Raw genomic sequence first — 17,888 nt, forward strand, 5'->3', positions numbered from 1 at the left:
CCGTTCCTGACCTCCGTCCGCGACGGCACCCCCATGCCGTCCGGAAGCGGGCCGCGCCGGTGCGCGCGGTCCCGGACGTCCAGTACGCGCACCTTCGACCGAACAGCACGCGCACCTTCGACCGAACAGCACGCGCACCCCTGACCGAACGCACGCGCACCCCTGACGAAAGAAGGAACCCGCACTCATGACCCGCAGCAGAACCGCGATGCTCGCCGCCCTGGCGCTGGTCGCCGGGGCCTCCGGCACGGCCTTCGCCGCGCAGTCCGCCGGCGCCGGCGCGGCGGCCGTCCCCTGTACCGTCGACTACCAGGTGCAGAACGACTGGGGCAGCGGCTTCACCGCAGCCGTGACCGTCACCAACAACGGCGCCGCGACCTCCAGTTGGTCCCTGGGGTGGACGTTCGCCGGCAGTCAACAGGTCACCAACAGCTGGAACGCGAAGGTCAGCCAGAGCGGCGCCGCCGTCACCGTGGCCAACGAGTCGTACAACGGCACCCTCTCCACGGGAGGTTCGGCGAGCTTCGGCTTCCAGGGCACCTACAGCGGAAGCAACGAGATCCCCGGCACCTTCACCCTCAACGGCGCGACCTGCAACGTCGACGACGGCGGATCGACCGACCCGGACCCGACCGACCCGCCGGACCCGACCGATCCGCCGGAGCAGGGCGAGCGGGTGGACAACCCCTACGACGGTGCCAAGGTCTACGTGAACCCCGAGTGGAGCGCCAACGCGGCGGCCGAGCCCGGCGGCGACCGCATCGCCGACCAGCCCACCGGTGTGTGGCTCGACCGGACCGCCGCCATCGAGGGCGTCAACGGCGGCATGGGGCTGCGCGACCACCTCGACGAGGCGCTGACACAGAAGGGCTCCGGGGAACTCGTCGTCCAGCTCGTCATCTACAACCTGCCCGGACGCGACTGCGCCGCCCTCGCGTCCAACGGCGAGCTGGGCCCGGAGGAGATCGGCCGGTACAAGACCGAGTACATCGACCCGATCGCCGAGATCCTCGCCGACCCGAAGTACGCGGACCTCCGGATCGTCACCACGGTCGAGATCGACTCGCTGCCCAACCTGGTCACCAACGTCTCCGGGCGGCCGACCGCCACGGAGAACTGCGACATCATGAAGGCCAACGGCAACTACCAGAAGGGCGTCGGATACGCCCTGAACAAGCTCGGCGACGTCGGCAACGTCTACAACTACGTCGACGCCGGCCACCACGGCTGGCTCGGCTGGGACAGCAACTTCGATCCCTCCGCCGAGATGTTCAAGACCGCCGCCACCACCGAGGGCGCGACCGTCGACGACGTGCACGGCTTCATCGTCAACACCGCCAACTACAGCGCGCTGAAGGAGGAGAACTTCAAGATCACGGACTCGGTCAACGGAACCACCGTGCGCCAGTCCGACTGGATCGACTGGAACCAGTACACCGACGAGCTGTCCTACGCCCAGGCCATGCGCGACAAGCTGGTCTCGATCGGCTTCGACCAGAACCTCGGCATGCTGATCGACACCTCCCGCAACGGCTGGGGCGGCGAGGCGCGGCCCAGCGGACCGGGCGCGATGACCGACGTGAACACCTACGTGGACGGTGGGCGCTACGACCGCCGCATCCACCTCGGCAACTGGTGCAACCAGTCCGGAGCCGGTCTCGGTGAGCGTCCGCAGGCCAGCCCCGCCGCGGGGATCGACGCGTACGTGTGGATGAAGCCCCCGGGTGAGTCCGACGGCGCGAGCGAGGAGATCCCGAACAACGAGGGCAAGGGCTTCGACCGGATGTGCGACCCGACCTACGAGGGCAACGCGCGCAACGGCAACAGCCCCTCCGGTGCGCTGCCCGACGCACCGGTCTCCGGCCACTGGTTCTCCGCGCAGTTCCAGGAGCTGATGAAGAACGCCTACCCGCCCCTGTCCTGAGCGGACCGCGGCGTAGCTGACGCCGTCGGGGCCCGGCCCTCCCCGGCCGGGCCCCGACGGTATTTTTTGCGGTCGCGGCAACTTCATTTGCCTCCGCGCGGTGCGTCGTCGCACTCTGACGGCACCGCGAACGGGAGGCTGATCACCATGGCGCACGACCACCACGACACCCACCACCGGCACGACACCGGACACGGTCACGGTCACGGCCACGGCCACGACCACACCGACATGGACTGGGCCGAGATGGCCCCGCTGCTGGAGGCCCAGGCGGAGCTGTACACGCCGCTGTACCGGCAGGCCATGGCCTGGCTGGCACGCGAGGTGACCGATCCCGGCCTGGTCGTCGACGTCGGCAGCGGCCCCGGCGTCGTCTCCTGCCTGTTCGCCGACACCTTCCCCGGCGCCCGCGTCCTCGCCGCCGACGGCGCCGAGCCCCTGCTGGAGCGGGCCCGCGACCGCGCCGCCCGCCTCGGTGCCGCCGACCGCTTCGGCACCCTCGCCGGCGAGCTGCCCGGAGTACTGGGCGAGCTCGACTACCCGGCCGACCTGATGTGGGCGAGCCAGAGCCTGCACCACCTCGGTGACCAGCGCGCGGCCGTGGCCGCACTCGCCGGGCACCTCGCACCGGGCGGCACCCTGGCCGTCCTGGAGGGCGGGCTGCCCGCCCGGTTCCTGCCCCGCGACATCGGGATCGGCCGCCCGGGGCTGCAGGCCAGGATGCACGCCGTGGAGGAGGACGCCTTCGCCGAGATGCGCGCGAACACGCCGGGCTCCGTGCCCGAGACCGAGGACTGGCCGGCGATGCTGACCGCCGCCGGCCTGAAGCACACCGGCACCCGCAGCTTCCTGCTGGACCTGCCGGCGCCGCTGTCGGACGAGGCCCGCGCCTACGTCACCACATCCCTGTCCCGCCTGCGCGACCGCCTCGGTGACGGCCTCGACGCCACCGACCGGGAGACCCTCGACCGGCTGCTCGACCCCGCCGACGAGGCGAGCGCGCACCGCCGGCAGGACCTGTTCGTGCTGGTGGCGCACACGGTCTACACGGCGGTGCGGCCGGCCTGACCGCCCGGCCCGCACACACGTGAGGGGCCCGGCGCGACGGCCGGACCCCTCACACGCGGGCGTCGTCTCACTCGCCGTTGAGCTCCGCCGGGTCCGGGCCGGTGCGCCGGTCCTCGTTCAGCGCGCTGATCGCCGCGAGGTCCTCGGTGTCCAGGCTGAAGCCGAACACGTCGATGTTCTCCTTGATCCGCGACGGCGTCACGGACTTCGGGATCACCACGTTGCCGACCTGGAGGTGCCAGCGCAGCACCACCTGGGCCGGGCTGCGGCCGTGCTTCTGGGCGATCGCCACGATCGCCGGGATCTCCAGGATGCCCTTGCCGGAGCCGAGCGGGGACCACGCCTCGGTGGCGATGCCCTGCTCCGCGTGGTACTCGCGGGCGGCGTGCTGCTGGAGGTGCGGGTGCAGCTCGATCTGGTTGACGGCGGGGATGACCGACGTCTCGCCGATCAGCCGTTCCAGGTGCTCCGGCAGGAAGTTGGAGACGCCGATGGCCCGGACGCGGCCGTCGGCGTGCAGCTTCTCGAACGCCTTGTACGTGTCGACGTAGCGCTCCTTGGCCGGCATCGGCCAGTGGATCAGGTACAGGTCCACGTACTCCAGGCCCAGCTTCGCCAGCGACGTGTCGAAGGCGCGGAGGGTGGAGTCGTACCCCTGGTCCTTGTTCCAGAGCTTGGTGGTGACGAACAGATCCTCGCGGGGGACGCCGGAGGCGGCGATCGCCTGGCCGGTGCCCTCCTCGTTGCCGTAGATCGCCGCCGTGTCGATGCTGCGGTACCCGGCCTCCAGCGCCTGGGCGACGGCCGTGCGGGCCTCGTCGTCCGGCACCTGCCAGACGCCGAAGCCCAGCTGGGGCATCTCGACGCCGTTGTTCAGGATGATCGGGGGGACCTTGCTGCTCACGAGCTCTTGATCCTTCGGTTGTGGTCAGGTGGTACTCCCATCGTCAACGATCACGGGCCGTGACGCATTCCTGACCGGCGAACTCACGCTCCGTAAAGCGCCTCGACCTCGGCGCCGTAGGCGTTCTCGATGGCCTTGCGCTTGAGTTTGAGCGACGGGGTGAGCAGCCCGTGCTCCTCGGTGAACGGCTGGGCGAGGATGCGGAAGGTGCGGATCGACTCGGCCTGGGACACCAGCGTGTTGGCGGCGACGACTGCGCGCCGCACCTCCGTCTCCAGGTCGGCGTCGTGCACCAGCTCGGCCGGGGACATCCGGGGCTTGTTGCGCATCGCCAGCCAGTGGTCGACCGCCTCGGTGTCCAGGGTGATGAGGGCGGCCACGTAGGGGCGGTCGTTGCCGACGACGATGCACTGGTTGACCAGCGGGTGGTCCCGGACGCGCTCCTCCAGCAGGCCGGGAGAGACGCTCTTGCCGCCGGAGGTCACCAGGATCTCCTTCTTGCGGCCGGTGATGGTGAGGTAGCCGTCCTCGTCCAGCGCGCCCAGGTCGCCGGTGGCCAGCCAGCCCTCGTGCAGGGTCTCGTCGGTGGCCTTGGGGTTGTTCAGGTACCCCTGGAAGACGTTGTCGCCGTTCAGCCAGATCTCGCCGTCGTCCGCGATGTGCACGGTGACGCCCGGGATCGGCCGGCCGACGGTGCCGTAGCGGGTGCGCTCGGGCGGGTTGGCGGTGGCCGCCGCGGTGGACTCGGTCAGGCCGTAGCCCTCGTAGATCTGCACGCCCGCGCCCGCGAAGAACAGCCCCAGCCGCCGGTCCATCGCCGAGCCGCCGGACATGGCGTTGCGGATGCGTCCGCCCATGGCGGCCCGCACCTTGGCGTAGACGAGCTTGTCGAAGAACTGGTGCTGCACGCGCAGGCCCGCCGACGGTCCCGGCCCGATGCCCCAGGCCCTCGCCTCCACCGCCTCCGCGTACTTCACGGCCACGTCCACGGCCTTCTCGAAGGGGCCGCCCTTCCCCTCCTTCTCGGCCTTGCGCCGGGCCGCGTGGAACACCTTCTCGAAGATGTACGGCACGGCCAGGATGAACGTCGGCCTGAACGCGGCCAGGTCGGGCAGCAGCGCGGCGGCGTTGAGCTGCGGCTGGTGGCCGAAGCGGACCTTCCCGCGGATCGCCGCGACCTCCACCATCCGCCCGAAGACGTGGGCGAGCGGCAGGAACAGCAGGGTCGCCGCCTCGTCGCCCTTCCTGGAGTGGAACACCGGCTCCCAGCGCTCGATGACGGTGTCCGCCTCGTACATGAAGTTGCCGTGCGTCAGCACGCAGCCCTTGGGGCGGCCCGTGGTGCCCGAGGTGTAGATGACGGTGGCGACCGTGTCCGGCGTGACCGCCTTGCGGTGCCGGTGCACCACCTCGTCGTCGAGGTGGGCGCCCGCGTCGTACAGCTCCTGGACGGCGCCGGAGTCGAGCTGCCACAGGCCGCGCAGGCGCGGCAGCCGGTCGATGACGGTGGCGATCGTCATCGCGTGGTCCTCGTGCTCCACGACCGCGGCCGTCACCTCCGCGTCGTGGAGCATCCACAGGCACTGCTCGGCCGAGGAGGTCGGGTAGACGGGCACCACCTGGGCGCCGATCGTCCACAGGGCGAAGTCGAAGAGTGTCCACTCGTAGCGGGTGCGGGACATGATGGCGACCCGGTCACCGAAGCGGACGCCCTGGGCGAGCAGTCCCTTGGCGAGGGCCAGCACCTCGTCGCGGAACGCGCCGGCGGTCACGTCCCGCCACTGCCCGGCGTCGTCCTTGCGGCCGAGCGCGATGTGTCCCGGGTCCTCCTGGGCATGCCCGAAGACGACGTCGGCCAGACCGCCCACCGGTGGTGCCGACGTCGACGGAGGACTGGTGAACTCGCGCAAACCCCGCTCCCCGCTCCTGGCTCCCTGGTTCCGGGTGACGCCCCGCACAGCGCGGTGAAAGCTACCCCACGAGGAAGGGCGGCGGCAGGGGCGCCGAACGCGAGCGGTGCTCAGGTCCGCGCTGGTCAGCGGGAGGAAATGCGCTCACATGGGGAAGGGTCGGACACGTTCCTGACGTTTGAGTAAGTTTCGGTGCCGTAATCTCCACCGAATCTGTACGACCCGCCTGCCGCCGGTAAGGGGACGGCGTGGCCGTCTCACCTACCCCAGAGCGGTCCGCCGGGACCGGTGCAGGCGGTCGCCGCCCGCCAGGATCGCGGCCGCCAGGGCGTCTGCCGCGCCCTGCGCCGAGGGATGCCGCCTGCCGTGCACCAGTACGAAGTCGACGCGGCCGAGCTCCGGCAGCCCGGCCCGGTCCGGCACCCGCACCAGGCCGGGCGGGATCAGTCCCCGCGAGTGCGCCATCACGCCGAGGCCGGCGCGAGCCGCCGCGATCAGCCCGTTGAGGCTGCCGCTGGTGCAGGCGACGCGCCACTCGCGGCCCTGCCGCTGCAGGGCGTCGAAGGCGAGCGCGCGGGTGATGCCCGGCGGCGGGTAGACGATGAGCGGCACCGGACGGTCCGGGTCGATGCGCAGGCGCTCCGCGCCGATCCACACCAGCCGGTCGCTCCAGACCGGCTCGCCCCTCGGGTCCTCGGGCCGCCGCTTGGCCAGGACCAAGTCCAGCTTCCCGGCGGCCAGCTGCTCGTGCAGCGTCCCCGACAGCTCCACCGTCAGCTCCAGGTCGACCTCGGGGTGGTCGTGCCGGAAGCCCTCCAGGATCTCCGGCAGCCGGGTCAGTACGAAGTCCTCGGACGCCCCGAACCGCAGCCGCCCGCGCAGCCGCGTACCGGTGAAGAAGGCCGTCGCCTGCTCGTGCACCTCCAGGATCCGGCGTGCGAACCCGAGCATCGCCTCGCCGTCCTCCGTCAGCTCCACGGAGTGGGTGTCGCGGCTGAAGAGCTGCCGGCCGGCGGCGTCCTCCAGCCGCCGCACGTGCTGGCTCACGGTCGACTGGCGCAGCCCCAGCCGCCGGGCGGCCTGCGTGAAGCTCAGCGTCTGCGCCACCGACAGGAAAGTGCGCAGGTGCGACGGCTCGTACATGCCGCCAGCCTATCGCTGATCGTGATGGCAGTCAGAGCGGTATGCCGGATTCCCGATCGCTGGGCGAGCGAGCAGGATGGAGCGGGAACCCGTGAGCCCCGCGAGGGCGACAGACGAGTACGACGAGCAGACCGAGCAGAACAAGTAAGTGGAGCACCGTGAGACGCCTGCGACGGCCGCGTTGGATGCCGATCGACCCGTACATCCTGCTGCTGCTCGGGACGGTGGGCATCGCGGCACTGCTGCCGGCCCGGGGCACCGGCGCGGACGTCGCCTCCGGTGCCTCCACGGCCGCGATCGCCTTCCTCTTCTTCCTCTACGGGGCCCGGCTGTCCACTCGGGAGGCGATGGACGGCCTGCGGCACTGGCGGCTCCACGTCACCGTGCTGGCCTGCACCTTCGTCGTCTTCCCGCTGCTGGGCCTCGCCTCGCGGGGACTCGTCCCGGCCTTGCTGACCGACCCCCTCTACCAGGGCCTGCTCTTCCTCACCCTGGTGCCGTCCACCATCCAGTCGTCGATCGCCTTCACCTCGATCGCCCGCGGCAACGTGCCCGCCGCGATCTGCGCGGGCTCCTTCTCCTCGCTGGTCGGCATCGTCGTGACGCCGCTGCTGGCGGCCGCGCTGCTGGGCGGCGACGGAGGCGGGTTCTCCGCCGACTCGGTGGTGGAGATCGTGCTGCAACTGCTGGTGCCGTTCGTCGCCGGGCAGGTGCTGCGCCGCTGGATCGGAGGCTTCGTCGCCCGGCACAAGAAGGTGCTCGGGCTCGTCGACCGAGGCTCGATCCTCCTCGTCGTCTACACGGCGTTCAGCGAGGGCATGGTCGAGGGTGTCTGGCACCAGGTCAGCCCGGCGCAGATGGCCGGGCTGCTGGCGGTCCAGGCCGTGCTGCTCGCCGTGATGCTGCTGCTGACCTGGTACGGGGCGAAGGCGCTGGGGTTCGGCCGGGCGGACCGGATCGCGATCCAGTTCGCCGGGTCGAAGAAGTCCCTCGCCGCCGGACTGCCGATGGCGAGCGTCCTGTTCGGCGCCCAGGCCTCGCTGGCCGTGCTGCCTCTGATGCTCTTCCACCAGATGCAGCTCATGGTGTGCGCGGTCATCGCCAAGCGCCGGTCGCACGACCCGGGGGCGGACGCCGAGGCGAGGGCCGCCGATGAGGGGGCCGCCCCTCCCGAACGCGCGGCAGCGGGCACCGGCGACCGCTGACCCGGGGCGGAAGTCTCACCCGCCCGGCGCCACCTCGTCCATGGGCAGGTGCAGCACGGTGTTCCCCAGCGCCGAGGGCGGGTTGCCGGCGGCGATCTCCTCGTCGGTCAGGGCCCGGTTCCACACGTGCACCTCGTCGATCGCGCCGGTGAAGCGGGCCCGGCCGTCGATCCGCTCGCCGATGTGCACACCGAACGGCGAGTAGCGGCTCACCGAACCGGGAACGTCCGCCGCGCCGGCCGCCGCACCGTCGAGGAACAGGGTCAGCCGGCCACCGCCGCGCCGGAGCGCCAGGTGGTGCCAGCGGCCGTCGTTGTGGGCACCCTCGGCACGCACCCACGCCGAGCGCGGGGCGGCCCCGCCGTCGCGCGCGGTGATCAGTCCCTGGATCCGGTCGTTGCCGGGCTCGGCGCGCAACCACACCTGGGGCTGACGGGTGCCGATCCCGCCCATCCACAGCAGCGGCTGCTCCCCGTCGTCCGCCGAGTACCGGAACCACAGCGACGCCGTGAAGTCCCCGCTCCCCAGCGGCAGCCGCCCGTCGTACGGCAGCCGTACGGCGTCGTCGGCGCCGTCGAGGGCGAGCGCGCCGCCCGCCGCGCCGTCCGTCGTCCCGGCGCCCCCGAGCACGGCCGCGGGCGCGGCACCGAAGCCGAGGTCGGGGGTGGTGGGGCCGGCGCCCCTGCGTGGCTGGAGCCAGTCCTCGGTGAAGCGGGCGAAGCGGATCTCGTCCCGGGCGTCCACCGGCCCGGCCTCGTACAGCAGGCCCACCGTCCCGTCGTCGTCCACGGCCGCCATGTCGGAGTAGCCGGACCAGTCCCGGGTGACGACCGTGCCGCGGTCCACGCTGTCCCAGGTCGCCCCGCCGTCGTAGGAGGAGCGGACGGTCATCGTGCGGCGGCGGTCGGGATCGGCGGGGGCGGACAGCAGGAGGCGGTCGCCGAGGCGGAGCACGGCGCCCTGCGCCTGCGGGGTGTACAGGTCCGGCAGGGCCCGGAACGGCGCGGCGAAGCTGTCGCCGCCGTCACGGCTGACGGCCTGGGTGCGGTGGCCGAGGTCGGTGCCGTTCTCCTCCCGGCCGCTGATCAGGAGCGAGCCGTCGGCGCGTTCGGTGAGGGTGAGTTCGGACGGTTTCTGCCGGAAGGTGCCGTCGGCGGCCACCGGCCAGGTGTCGGTGGCCCCGACCCTCCAGTGCTCGCCACCGTCGTCGCTGACCACGAGCGCCGCGTGGTTGGCGGTGACCCGGCCGTCGTCCCAGGTCTCCGCGTTGACGCCGATCACCAGCCGCCCGGCGTTGACGCCGCCGGTGAGCTGGACGCCGTGCACGGGGCCGGTCGCGTACCAGGAGTTCCAGTCGGGCGGCAGGATCTGGGCGCTCAGGTCGCGGGGCGCGGACCAGGTGCGGCCGTCGTCGTCGCTGTACTGGAGGTGGGGCGTGCGGGCGCAGGGCACCGCGCAGTTGCCGCCGTCCGTGCGGCCCGCGTTGTAGGTCTCGAGCAGCAGGACGCGCCCGGTGGTGCGGTCGACGACCGGCGCCGGGTTGCCGTGGGTGTCGCCGCCGCCCTCGTTGACGACCTGGAGCGGACCCCAGGTGCGCCCGCCGTCCGTGGAGCGCTTGACGACGATGTCGATGTCGCCGGCGTCCCCGCAGTCGAGGACGCGCCCCTCGGCGAAGGCCAGCAGGGTGCCCTCCGTCGTCCGCACGATCGCCGGGATGCGGAAGCAGGCGTAGCCGCCGGGGTCCTGATCGGCCCGGAAGAGAACCCGCTGCTCGAACTCCCCGGCCCTGCTGTGTCCTTCGGCGTGGACGGCGGGGGCGGGCAGCACGGAGGCGGCCAGGGCGAACAGGGCGGCGAGGGCGAGCAGGGGGGAGCGTGGACGCGTGCGGGGAGGTGACGGCATGGAGCGGTCTGCCCTTCAGGCGGCTGGTCGGAGCCGGTCGTCAGGGCATCAGTAGATCAGGGCGTCAGGTGTCTGATACATCCCATTCGATCACTCGCGTGTCGCCGGACGGCGCGCCCGGCGCACCGGCGCCGGGGACCGCGGGGAGCCGGTCAGCCCCGGGCGGCCGCGGCCGCGAGGACGACGCGGTCCTCACCCGCGTACACGTTCATGGAGTCGCCGCGCAGGAAGCCCACCAGGGTCAGTCCCGTCTCGGCGGCCAGGTCCACCGCGAGCGAGGACGGCGCCGACACGGCGGCCAGCACCGGGATGCCCGCCATCACGGCCTTCTGCGCCAGCTCGAACGAGGCCCGGCCGGACACCAGCAGCACCGACCGGGACAGCGGCAGGTCCCCGTTCCGCAGGGCGCGGCCGACCAGCTTGTCGACCGCGTTGTGCCGGCCCACGTCCTCCCGTACGTCCACCAGTTCGCCGCCCTCGTCGAACAGGGCCGCCGCGTGCAGGCCCCCGGTGCGGTCGAAGACCCGTTGGGCCGCGCGCAGCCGGTCGGGCAGGCTCGCCAGCAGTCCGGGGGCGACGCGGACCGGGGGAGTGTCGGCGATGGGCCAGCGGGCCGTCGTGCGCACCGCGTCCAGGCTCGCCTTGCCGCACAGGCCGCAGGAGGACGTGGTGTAGACGTTCCGCTCCAGGGTGATGTCCGGCACCGGCACGTGCCCGGCGGTCCGCACGTCCACCACGTTGTACGTGTTCGATCCGTCCTCCGTCGCGCCCGCGCAGTAGACGATGTTCCGCAGGTCGTCCTGCCCGGCGAGCACCCCCTCGCTCACCAGGAAACCGGCCGCCAGCGCGAAGTCGTCGCCCGGGGTGCGCATCGTGATCGCGAGGGGCTTGCCGTTCAGCCGGATCTCCAGCGGTTCCTCGGCGACGAGCGTGTCCGGCCGGGTGGAGACCGCCCCGCCCCGGATGCGGATGACCTTGCGTCGTTCCGTGACTCGTCCCATGTGTGTCATTGTCCCGCACGTGGAGGGCGAGGTCGCAGCCCGCACCGCGGTACCCGCACATGTCTTCTCAACCGCTTTCCATGTGCCTACGGTTGGGGACCCATGAGTCCCCCCGTCGCACCCCCGGGCTGGAGCCGCTGGCTCGTTCCCCCCGCCGCACTCTCCGTCCACCTCTCCATCGGCCAGGCCTACGCCTGGTCCGTGTTCAAGCCGCCCCTGGAGTCCGCGCTCGGCCTCAGCGGCACGCAGAGCGCACTGCCCTTCCAGCTCGGCATCGTCATGCTCGGGCTGTCCGCCGCCTTCGGCGGCACACTCGTGGAACGGCACGGCCCGCGCTGGGCGATGACCGTCGCCCTGGTCTGCTTCTCGTCCGGCTTCCTGCTCTCCGCGCTCGGCGCGGCGGTGGAGCAGTACTGGCTGATCGTCCTCGGCTACGGCTTCGTCGGCGGCATCGGCCTGGGCATCGGCTACATCTCGCCGGTCTCGACACTCATCAAGTGGTTTCCGGACCGCCCCGGCATGGCCACCGGCATCGCCATCATGGGCTTCGGCGGCGGCGCGCTCATCGCCTCGCCCTGGTCCGCGCAGATGCTGAAGTCCTTCGGCACCGACAACTCCGGCATCGCCCTCGCCTTCCTCGTGCACGGACTCGCGTACGCCGTCTTCATGCTCCTGGGCGTGCTGCTGGTGCGGGTACCGCGCCCGAAGGAACGGGCGGACGGCGAACCGGCCGCCCTCGAAGGCGTCCAGGTCTCGGCGCGCGGCGCCATGCGCACCCCGCAGTTCTGGCTGCTGTGGGTCGTGCTCTGCATGAACGTCACGGCCGGCATCGGCATCCTGGAGAAGGCCGCGCCGATGATCACCGACTTCTTCGCCGACACCTCCGCACCGGTCTCGGTGACGGCCGCCGCCGGGTTCGTGGCACTGCTGTCGGCGGCCAACATGGCGGGCCGCATCGGCTGGTCCTCGGCCTCCGACCTCATCGGACGCAAGAACATCTACCGTGTCTACCTGGGCGTCGGCGCGCTGATGTACACGCTCGTCGCCCTGTTCGGCGACTCCTCCAAGCCGCTGTTCGTGCTGTGCGCCCTCGTGGTCCTCTCCTTCTACGGCGGCGGCTTCGCCGCGGCCCCCGCCTATCTGAAGGACCTCTTCGGCACCTACCAGGTCGGCGCGATCCACGGCCGGCTGCTGACCGCCTGGTCCGCGGCCGGCGTCCTCGGGCCGCTGATCGTGAACTGGATCGCCGACCGGCAGGAGGAGGCCGGCAAGCACGGCGCCGCCCTGTACGGAACGTCCTTCGTCATCATGATCGGGCTGCTGGTCGTCGGCTTCGTCGCCAACGAACTCGTCCGCCCCGTCCACCCCCGCCACCACGTGTCCGCCGCCCCGGCGCGGAAGGAGGCCGTCGATGTCCCGCGACAGCAGCCAGAGTCCGCCTGACCTGCCTTCCCGGCGGCCGCTGATCGCCTTCACGTGGCTGTGGGTGGGGGCGCCGCTCGGCTACGGTCTGTACGAACTCGTCCGCAAGGCCACCCAGCTGTTCACCGGGTGACGCCCGAGAAGCCTCCGGGATGCTGACCGAAGCCGACAAGGCGGACGCCCGTTTCCTGTCGCTTCACCTGCCCTCGTACCCGTCGGTCACTGATCACACTGGTGGATCCCGTACCCGAGGCAGCGAGGACTCCACCCATGCACCACGGCTCCCGCATCACCGCCGTCGGCCACTACCAGCCCGCCGGAATCCTCACCAACGAGGACCTGGCGGGCATGGTCGACACCAGCGACGAGTGGATCAGGAGCCGGGTCGGCATTCACTCCCGCCGTATCGCCGGGCCCGACGAGCCGGTCGACGAGCTGGCCGGCCACGCCGCCGCCAAGGCGCTCGCGGCGGCCGGGGCGACGCCTGCCGACGTGGACATGGTGGTGGTCGCCACCTCCACCGCGATCGACCGCTCCCCGAACACCGCCGCCCGCGTCGCGGCCCGCCTCGGCATTCCCGGGCCCGCCGCGCTGGACGTGAACGTGGTGTGCGCGGGCTTCACCCACGCCCTGGCCACCGCCGACCACGCCGTCCGGGCCGGCTCGGCGAACCGGGCGCTGGTCATCGGCGCCGACAAGATGTCCGAGGTGACCGACTGGTCGGACCGCACCACCTGCGTGCTGGTCGGCGACGGGGCGGGGGCGGTAGTGGTGGAGGCCTGCGCGCCGGACGAGGAGGCCGGGGTCGGGCCCGTGCTGTGGGGGTCGGTGCCCGAGATGGGCAACGCGGTCCGCATCGAGGGCACTCCGCCGAGGTTCGCGCAGGAGGGCCAGAGCGTCTACCGCTGGGCCACCACGAAGCTGCCCGCCATCGCCCGCCAGGCCTGCGAGCGGTCCGGGCTCGCACCCGCCGACCTCGCCGCGGTCGTCCTGCACCAGGCCAACCTGCGCATCATCGAACCCCTCGCCGCGAAGATCGGCGCCGTGAACGCCGTCGTCGCCCGCGACGTCGTGGAGTCCGGCAACACCTCGGCGGCGAGCATCCCCCTCGCCCTCTCCAAGCTGGTCGAGCGGGGCGAGATCACCACCGGCGACCCGGTGCTGCTCTTCGGCTTCGGCGGCAACCTCTCCTACGCCGGACAGGTCGTCCGCTGCCCCTGAACACCGCCTGCCGGGCCGGGATCAGTGCCACGCGCGCGGTGAAGCGCAGGGATCGCGGAGGAAAACACGAGGTCAGCGGCTGTGCACGGGCCGCCCGGCGGGATGGCCGGGCGGCCCTGTCGCGTCCCTGGCCCCCGAACACCCGACTCGCCTTTGTCCACTCAGTGGAGAAAGTTCGCAGGAATTCGTGCGTGACTTCTTCCCACGCCGGGCGCCCACTGCTACGTTCCCTCCGAAAGCAAGCCAAGGAACGTGGCCGGAAACCGGTACACTCAAGGCCGATTGAGGCGGGGAGGGGCTCGTGAGACGCATGACCGCACGACCCGCCAACACCCACCAGGCGCGACTGCTCCAGTTGCTGCGCGACTCGGGACCCAACTCCCGTGCCCAGCTCGGCGACCAGGTCGACCTCTCCCGGTCGAAGCTGGCCGTCGAGGTGGACCGGCTGCTGGAGACCGGGCTGGTCGTGGCCGACGGGCTCGCCGCCTCGCGCGGCGGACGCCGAAGCCACAACGTCCGGCTCAACCCCGAACTGCGCTTCCTCGGCGTCGACATCGGCGCGACCTCGGTCGACGTCGCCGTCACCAACGCCGAGCTGGAGATCCTCGGGCACATCAACCAGCCCATGGACGTACGCGAGGGACCGGTCGCGGTCTTCGAGCAGGTGCTGTCCATGGCCGCCAAGCTGCGTGCCTCGGGGCTCGCGGAGGGTTTCGACGGCGCCGGCATCGGCGTCCCGGGGCCGGTCCGCTTCCCCGAGGGCGTGCCGGTGGCCCCGCCGATCATGCCGGGCTGGGACGGCTTCCCCGTGCGGGAGGCGCTCAGCCAGGAACTCGGCTGCCCGGTCATGGTCGACAACGACGTGAACCTGATGGCGCTGGGGGAGCAGCACGCGGGCGTCGCCCGCACCGTGCACGACTTCCTCGTCGTCAAGATCGGTACCGGCATCGGCTGCGGCATCGTCGTCGGCGGTGAGGTCTACCGCGGTACGACGGGCAGCGCGGGCGACATCGGGCACATCCAGGCCGTGCCCGACGGACGTCAGTGCGCCTGTGGCAACCGGGGCTGCCTGGAGGCCCACTTCAGCGGCGCGGCCCTGGCCCGCGACGCCACCGAGGCCGCCCAGCAGGGACTGTCGGCCGAACTCGCGGGCCGGCTGGAGGCGAGCGGGGGCCTCAGCGCCGCCGACGTCGCCGCAGCGGCCGCCGCGGGCGACGCCACCGCGCTCGACCTGATCCGGGAGGGCGGCCGGAGCACCGGCCAGGTCATCGCCGGACTGGTCAGCTTCTTCAACCCGGGCCTGGTGGTGATCGGCGGCGGGGTGACCGGCCTCGGCCACAACCTGCTCGCCGCGATCCGCACCCAGGTCTACCGCCAGTCGCTGCCGCTGGCGACCGGCAACCTGCCCATCGTCCTGGGCGAGCTGGGCCCCTCCGCCGGAGTCATCGGCGGAGCCCGGCTGATCAGCGACCACCTGTTCTCACCCGCGTAGGCACCGTCCGCCTTCACGGGCCGCACAGCGCCACCCGGCACACCGCCCTACCCCGGTATGCCCTGTTACATCCCGTCCTGTCCAAGATCCGCTCAGCCCTGCCCTGCTCTGCCCTGACACCGGCCCGCATGCCCGCCGAGGGGACCTCACATGGCACCAGAACCACCGCTGCTCAGCATGTCCGGCATCACCAAGTCGTTCCCCGGAGTCCGGGCCCTGGACGGCGTCGACCTCGACGTCCAGGCGGGCGAGGTGCACTGCCTGCTCGGCCAGAACGGCGCCGGCAAGTCCACCCTCATCAAGGTGCTGGCCGGCGCCCACCAGCCCGACACCGGCACCATCAGCTGGCGCGGCGAGGACGTCACGCTGCGCTCGCCCATCGCGGCCATGCGCCTCGGCATCGCCACCATCTACCAGGAACTCGACCTGGTGGAGCACATGTCCGTCGCCGAGAACGTCCACCTCGGCCACGAACCGACCTCGGCCGGTTTCGTCGTACGCGGGAAGGCCGCCAAGGAGTCGACGGCCGCGCTGCTGGCGCGGCTCGGGCACCCGGAGGTCGACCCCGGACGGCTGGTCGGGGAACTCTCGGCGGCGCAGCAGCAGATCGTGTCCATGGCGCGGGCGCTCTCGCACGACGTACGGCTCATCGTGATGGACGAGCCGTCCGCCGCGCTCGACCCGGACGAGGTCGACAACCTCTTCCGCATCGTCGCCGACCTCACCGCCGACGGCGTCGCCGTCGTCTACATCTCGCACCGCCTGGAGGAGATCCGCCGCATCGGCGACCGGGTCACCGTCCTCAAGGACGGGCGGGCCGTCGCGGGCGGGCTGCCCGCCGAGTCGACGCCCACCCGCGACGTCGTGGCGCTGATGACCGGCCGCAACGTCGAGTACGTCTTCCCGGAACGGCCGGCCGCGCCGCCCGCGGGCGAGCCCGTGCTGAGCGTCAAGGGCCTGTCCCGCGAGGGCGAGTTCGAGGCCCTCGACCTGGAGGTCCGGCCCGGCGAGATCGTAGGCCTCGCCGGACTCGTCGGCTCCGGCCGCTCCGAGATCCTGGAGACGGTCTACGGCGCCCGCAAGGCGGGCACCGGCCAGGTCCTCGTCGAGGGACGCCCGCTCAGGCCGGGCAGCGTGCGCGCCGCCGTCCGCGCCGGGCTCGGGCTCGCCCCCGAGGAGCGCAAGGCGCAGGCCCTGCTGATGCTGGAGTCCGTCACCCGCAACGTGTCGGTCTCCGCCATGTCCCGCTTCTCGCGCGGCGGCTGGCTCGACCGCGGCGCCGAACTGGACGCGGCCCGCGCGGCGACCCGCGAGCTGTCCCTGCGGCCCGACAACCCCTCCGTGCCCGTGCGCACCCTGTCCGGCGGCAACCAGCAGAAGGCGGTCCTGGCCCGCTGGCTGCTGCGCGGCTGCAAGGTCCTGCTGCTCGACGAACCCACCCGCGGCGTCGACGTCGGCGCCCGCGCCGAGCTCTACGCGGTCGTCCGCCGCCTCGCCGACGAGGGCCTCGCCGTCCTGCTGGTCTCCAGCGAGGTGCCCGAGGTGCTCGGCCTCGCCGACCGCGTGCTGGTACTGCGCGAGGGCCGGGTCGTGCACGAGGCCCCCGCCCGCGAACTCGACGAACACCGCGTACTCGACCTCGTGATGGAAGGAAGCCCGGCGTCATGACGCAGCACGTGTCCCCGCCCCGGGACGGCACCGGCAAGGCGGCACCGGTGGACGGTCCGCCCGCCTGGCGGGTCCAGTTGGGCCGCGCCGACGTCCGCACCCTCACCCTGCTCGGCGTGCTCGCCGCACTGGTCCTCATCGGCGGCATCACCCAGCCCGACTCGTTCCTCGACACCCGCAACCTCCAACTGGTGCTCACCCAGGCGTCCGTGATCGGTGTCGTCACCGTCGGCATGACCTTCGTGATCATTTCCGGGGGCATCGACCTGTCGGTGGGCGCCATCGTCGCCCTGTCGTCGGTGTGGGCGACCACCGTCGCCACCCAGGAGTTCGGATTCGTCGGCATCCTCTTCACGGCGATCGTGGTCGGAGTGGGCTGCGGACTGGTCAACGGGGTGCTCATCGCCTTCGGCCAGATGGTCCCCTTCATCGCCACCCTCGCCATGCTGGCCTCGGCCCGCGGCCTCGCGCTCCAGATCACCGACGGCCGCACCCAGGTCGTCACGGTGCCCAGCGTCCTCGACCTCGGCGAGCGCGACTCCTACGTCCTCGGCATCCCGCCGCTGGTCCTGGTCTTCGCGGCCGTCACCGTCATCGGCTGGCTGGTGCTCAACCGGACCACCTTCGGCCGCCGCACCGTGGCCGTCGGCGGCAACGCGGAGGCCGCCCGCCTCGCCGGCATCGACGTCCGCCGCCAGCGGCTCTACCTCTACCTGCTGTCCGGGCTGTGCTGCGGCATCGCCGCCTTCCTGCTGATCGTCCTGGCCGGCTCCGGCCAGAACACCAACGGCAACCTCTACGAACTCGACGCCATCGCCGCCGCGATCATCGGCGGCACCCTGCTCAGCGGCGGCCGCGGCACCATCGTCGGCTCGGTGCTCGGCGTCCTGATCTTCACCACCATCACCAACATCTTCGCCCTGAACAACCTCGAGACCGCCGTCCAGCAGATCGCCAAGGGAGCGATCATCGTCGCCGCCGTGCTGGTCCAGCGCCGTACCGCAAGCACGCATTGAGGAAAGGGTCCA

At 72.0% G+C, this 17,888-nt stretch carries 14 protein-coding genes; 9 read left to right on the plus strand and 5 right to left on the minus strand.

Features of this window, described 5'->3' with window-relative positions:
* The first annotated feature begins 187 nt into the window (after positions 1–187).
* Complete coding sequence (locus AMK11_RS26795) at positions 188–1,924, plus strand: glycoside hydrolase family 6 protein (protein ID WP_073730625.1); 1,737 nt, start codon at positions 188–190, stop codon at positions 1,922–1,924.
* Between the two features lie 147 nt (positions 1,925–2,071).
* A complete protein-coding gene (locus AMK11_RS26800) occupies positions 2,072–2,992 on the plus strand; it encodes a class I SAM-dependent methyltransferase (protein ID WP_073730626.1) in 921 nt (306 codons plus the stop codon).
* A 67-nt stretch (positions 2,993–3,059) separates the two neighbouring features.
* On the opposite strand, the gene AMK11_RS26805 is transcribed toward AMK11_RS26800, so the two are convergent.
* The 3 genes from AMK11_RS26805 to AMK11_RS26815 form a co-directional block, all read right to left on the minus strand.
* Positions 3,060–3,896 carry an aldo/keto reductase gene (locus AMK11_RS26805; RefSeq protein ID WP_073730627.1) on the minus strand — a complete coding sequence of 279 codons (837 nt, stop codon included), beginning with the start codon at positions 3,894–3,896 and terminating at the stop codon, positions 3,060–3,062.
* A gap of 83 nt (positions 3,897–3,979) precedes the next feature.
* Entirely contained in the window at positions 3,980–5,806 is a 1,827-nt protein-coding gene (locus tag AMK11_RS26810) for an AMP-dependent synthetase/ligase (protein WP_073730628.1), read from the minus strand.
* 261 nt (positions 5,807–6,067) lie between these two features.
* Positions 6,068–6,949, minus strand: a complete 882-nt coding sequence (locus tag AMK11_RS26815; protein ID WP_073730629.1) for a LysR substrate-binding domain-containing protein — start codon at positions 6,947–6,949, stop codon at positions 6,068–6,070.
* A gap of 185 nt (positions 6,950–7,134) precedes the next feature.
* On the opposite strand from AMK11_RS26815, the gene AMK11_RS26820 reads away from it, so the two are divergent.
* On the plus strand, positions 7,135–8,154 hold the full coding sequence (locus tag AMK11_RS26820; RefSeq protein ID WP_198941475.1) for a bile acid:sodium symporter family protein: 1,020 nt from the start codon (positions 7,135–7,137) through the stop codon (positions 8,152–8,154).
* Between the two features lie 15 nt (positions 8,155–8,169).
* Here the strand turns inward: AMK11_RS26820 and AMK11_RS26825 are convergent, their stop codons facing one another.
* Both AMK11_RS26825 and fdhD read right to left on the minus strand, forming a co-directional pair.
* The gene (locus tag AMK11_RS26825; protein ID WP_073730631.1) at positions 8,170–10,056 is read right to left on the minus strand and encodes a sialidase family protein; all 1,887 of its coding nucleotides are present in this window, start codon (positions 10,054–10,056) and stop codon (positions 8,170–8,172) included.
* Positions 10,057–10,208: 152 nt separating this feature from the next.
* Positions 10,209–11,057: a formate dehydrogenase accessory sulfurtransferase FdhD gene (gene fdhD, locus AMK11_RS26830; RefSeq protein WP_073730632.1), complete on the minus strand. Its 849-nt coding sequence runs from the start codon at positions 11,055–11,057 to the stop codon at positions 10,209–10,211.
* 102 nt (positions 11,058–11,159) lie between these two features.
* On the opposite strand from fdhD, the gene AMK11_RS26835 reads away from it, so the two are divergent.
* From AMK11_RS26835 to AMK11_RS26855, 6 genes are all read left to right on the plus strand, one after another.
* Positions 11,160–12,500 carry an OFA family MFS transporter gene (locus AMK11_RS26835; protein WP_073730633.1) on the plus strand — a complete coding sequence of 447 codons (1,341 nt, stop codon included), beginning with the start codon at positions 11,160–11,162 and terminating at the stop codon, positions 12,498–12,500.
* Positions 12,469–12,612: an MFS transporter small subunit gene (locus AMK11_RS38240; protein ID WP_198941468.1), complete on the plus strand. Its 144-nt coding sequence runs from the start codon at positions 12,469–12,471 to the stop codon at positions 12,610–12,612. The genes AMK11_RS26835 and AMK11_RS38240 overlap by 32 nt, the downstream gene beginning before the upstream one ends.
* A 137-nt stretch (positions 12,613–12,749) precedes the next feature.
* Positions 12,750–13,700, plus strand: a complete 951-nt coding sequence (locus AMK11_RS26840) for a beta-ketoacyl-ACP synthase III (RefSeq protein ID WP_073730634.1) — start codon at positions 12,750–12,752, stop codon at positions 13,698–13,700.
* 310 nt (positions 13,701–14,010) lie between these two features.
* Complete coding sequence (locus AMK11_RS26845) at positions 14,011–15,192, plus strand: ROK family transcriptional regulator (RefSeq protein ID WP_073730635.1); 1,182 nt, start codon at positions 14,011–14,013, stop codon at positions 15,190–15,192.
* 150 nt (positions 15,193–15,342) lie between these two features.
* Positions 15,343–16,860 carry a sugar ABC transporter ATP-binding protein gene (locus tag AMK11_RS26850; RefSeq protein ID WP_073730636.1) on the plus strand — a complete coding sequence of 506 codons (1,518 nt, stop codon included), beginning with the start codon at positions 15,343–15,345 and terminating at the stop codon, positions 16,858–16,860.
* Positions 16,857–17,876, plus strand: coding sequence for an ABC transporter permease (locus AMK11_RS26855; RefSeq protein ID WP_073730637.1), 1,020 nt, complete (start codon positions 16,857–16,859; stop codon positions 17,874–17,876). The genes AMK11_RS26850 and AMK11_RS26855 overlap by 4 nt, the downstream gene beginning before the upstream one ends.
* Positions 17,877–17,888: the final 12 nt, after the last annotated feature.

It is taken from the genome of Streptomyces sp. CB02414, from assembly GCF_001905385.1.
In the GTDB taxonomy this organism is placed as follows: Bacteria; Actinomycetota; Actinomycetes; order Streptomycetales; family Streptomycetaceae; genus Streptomyces.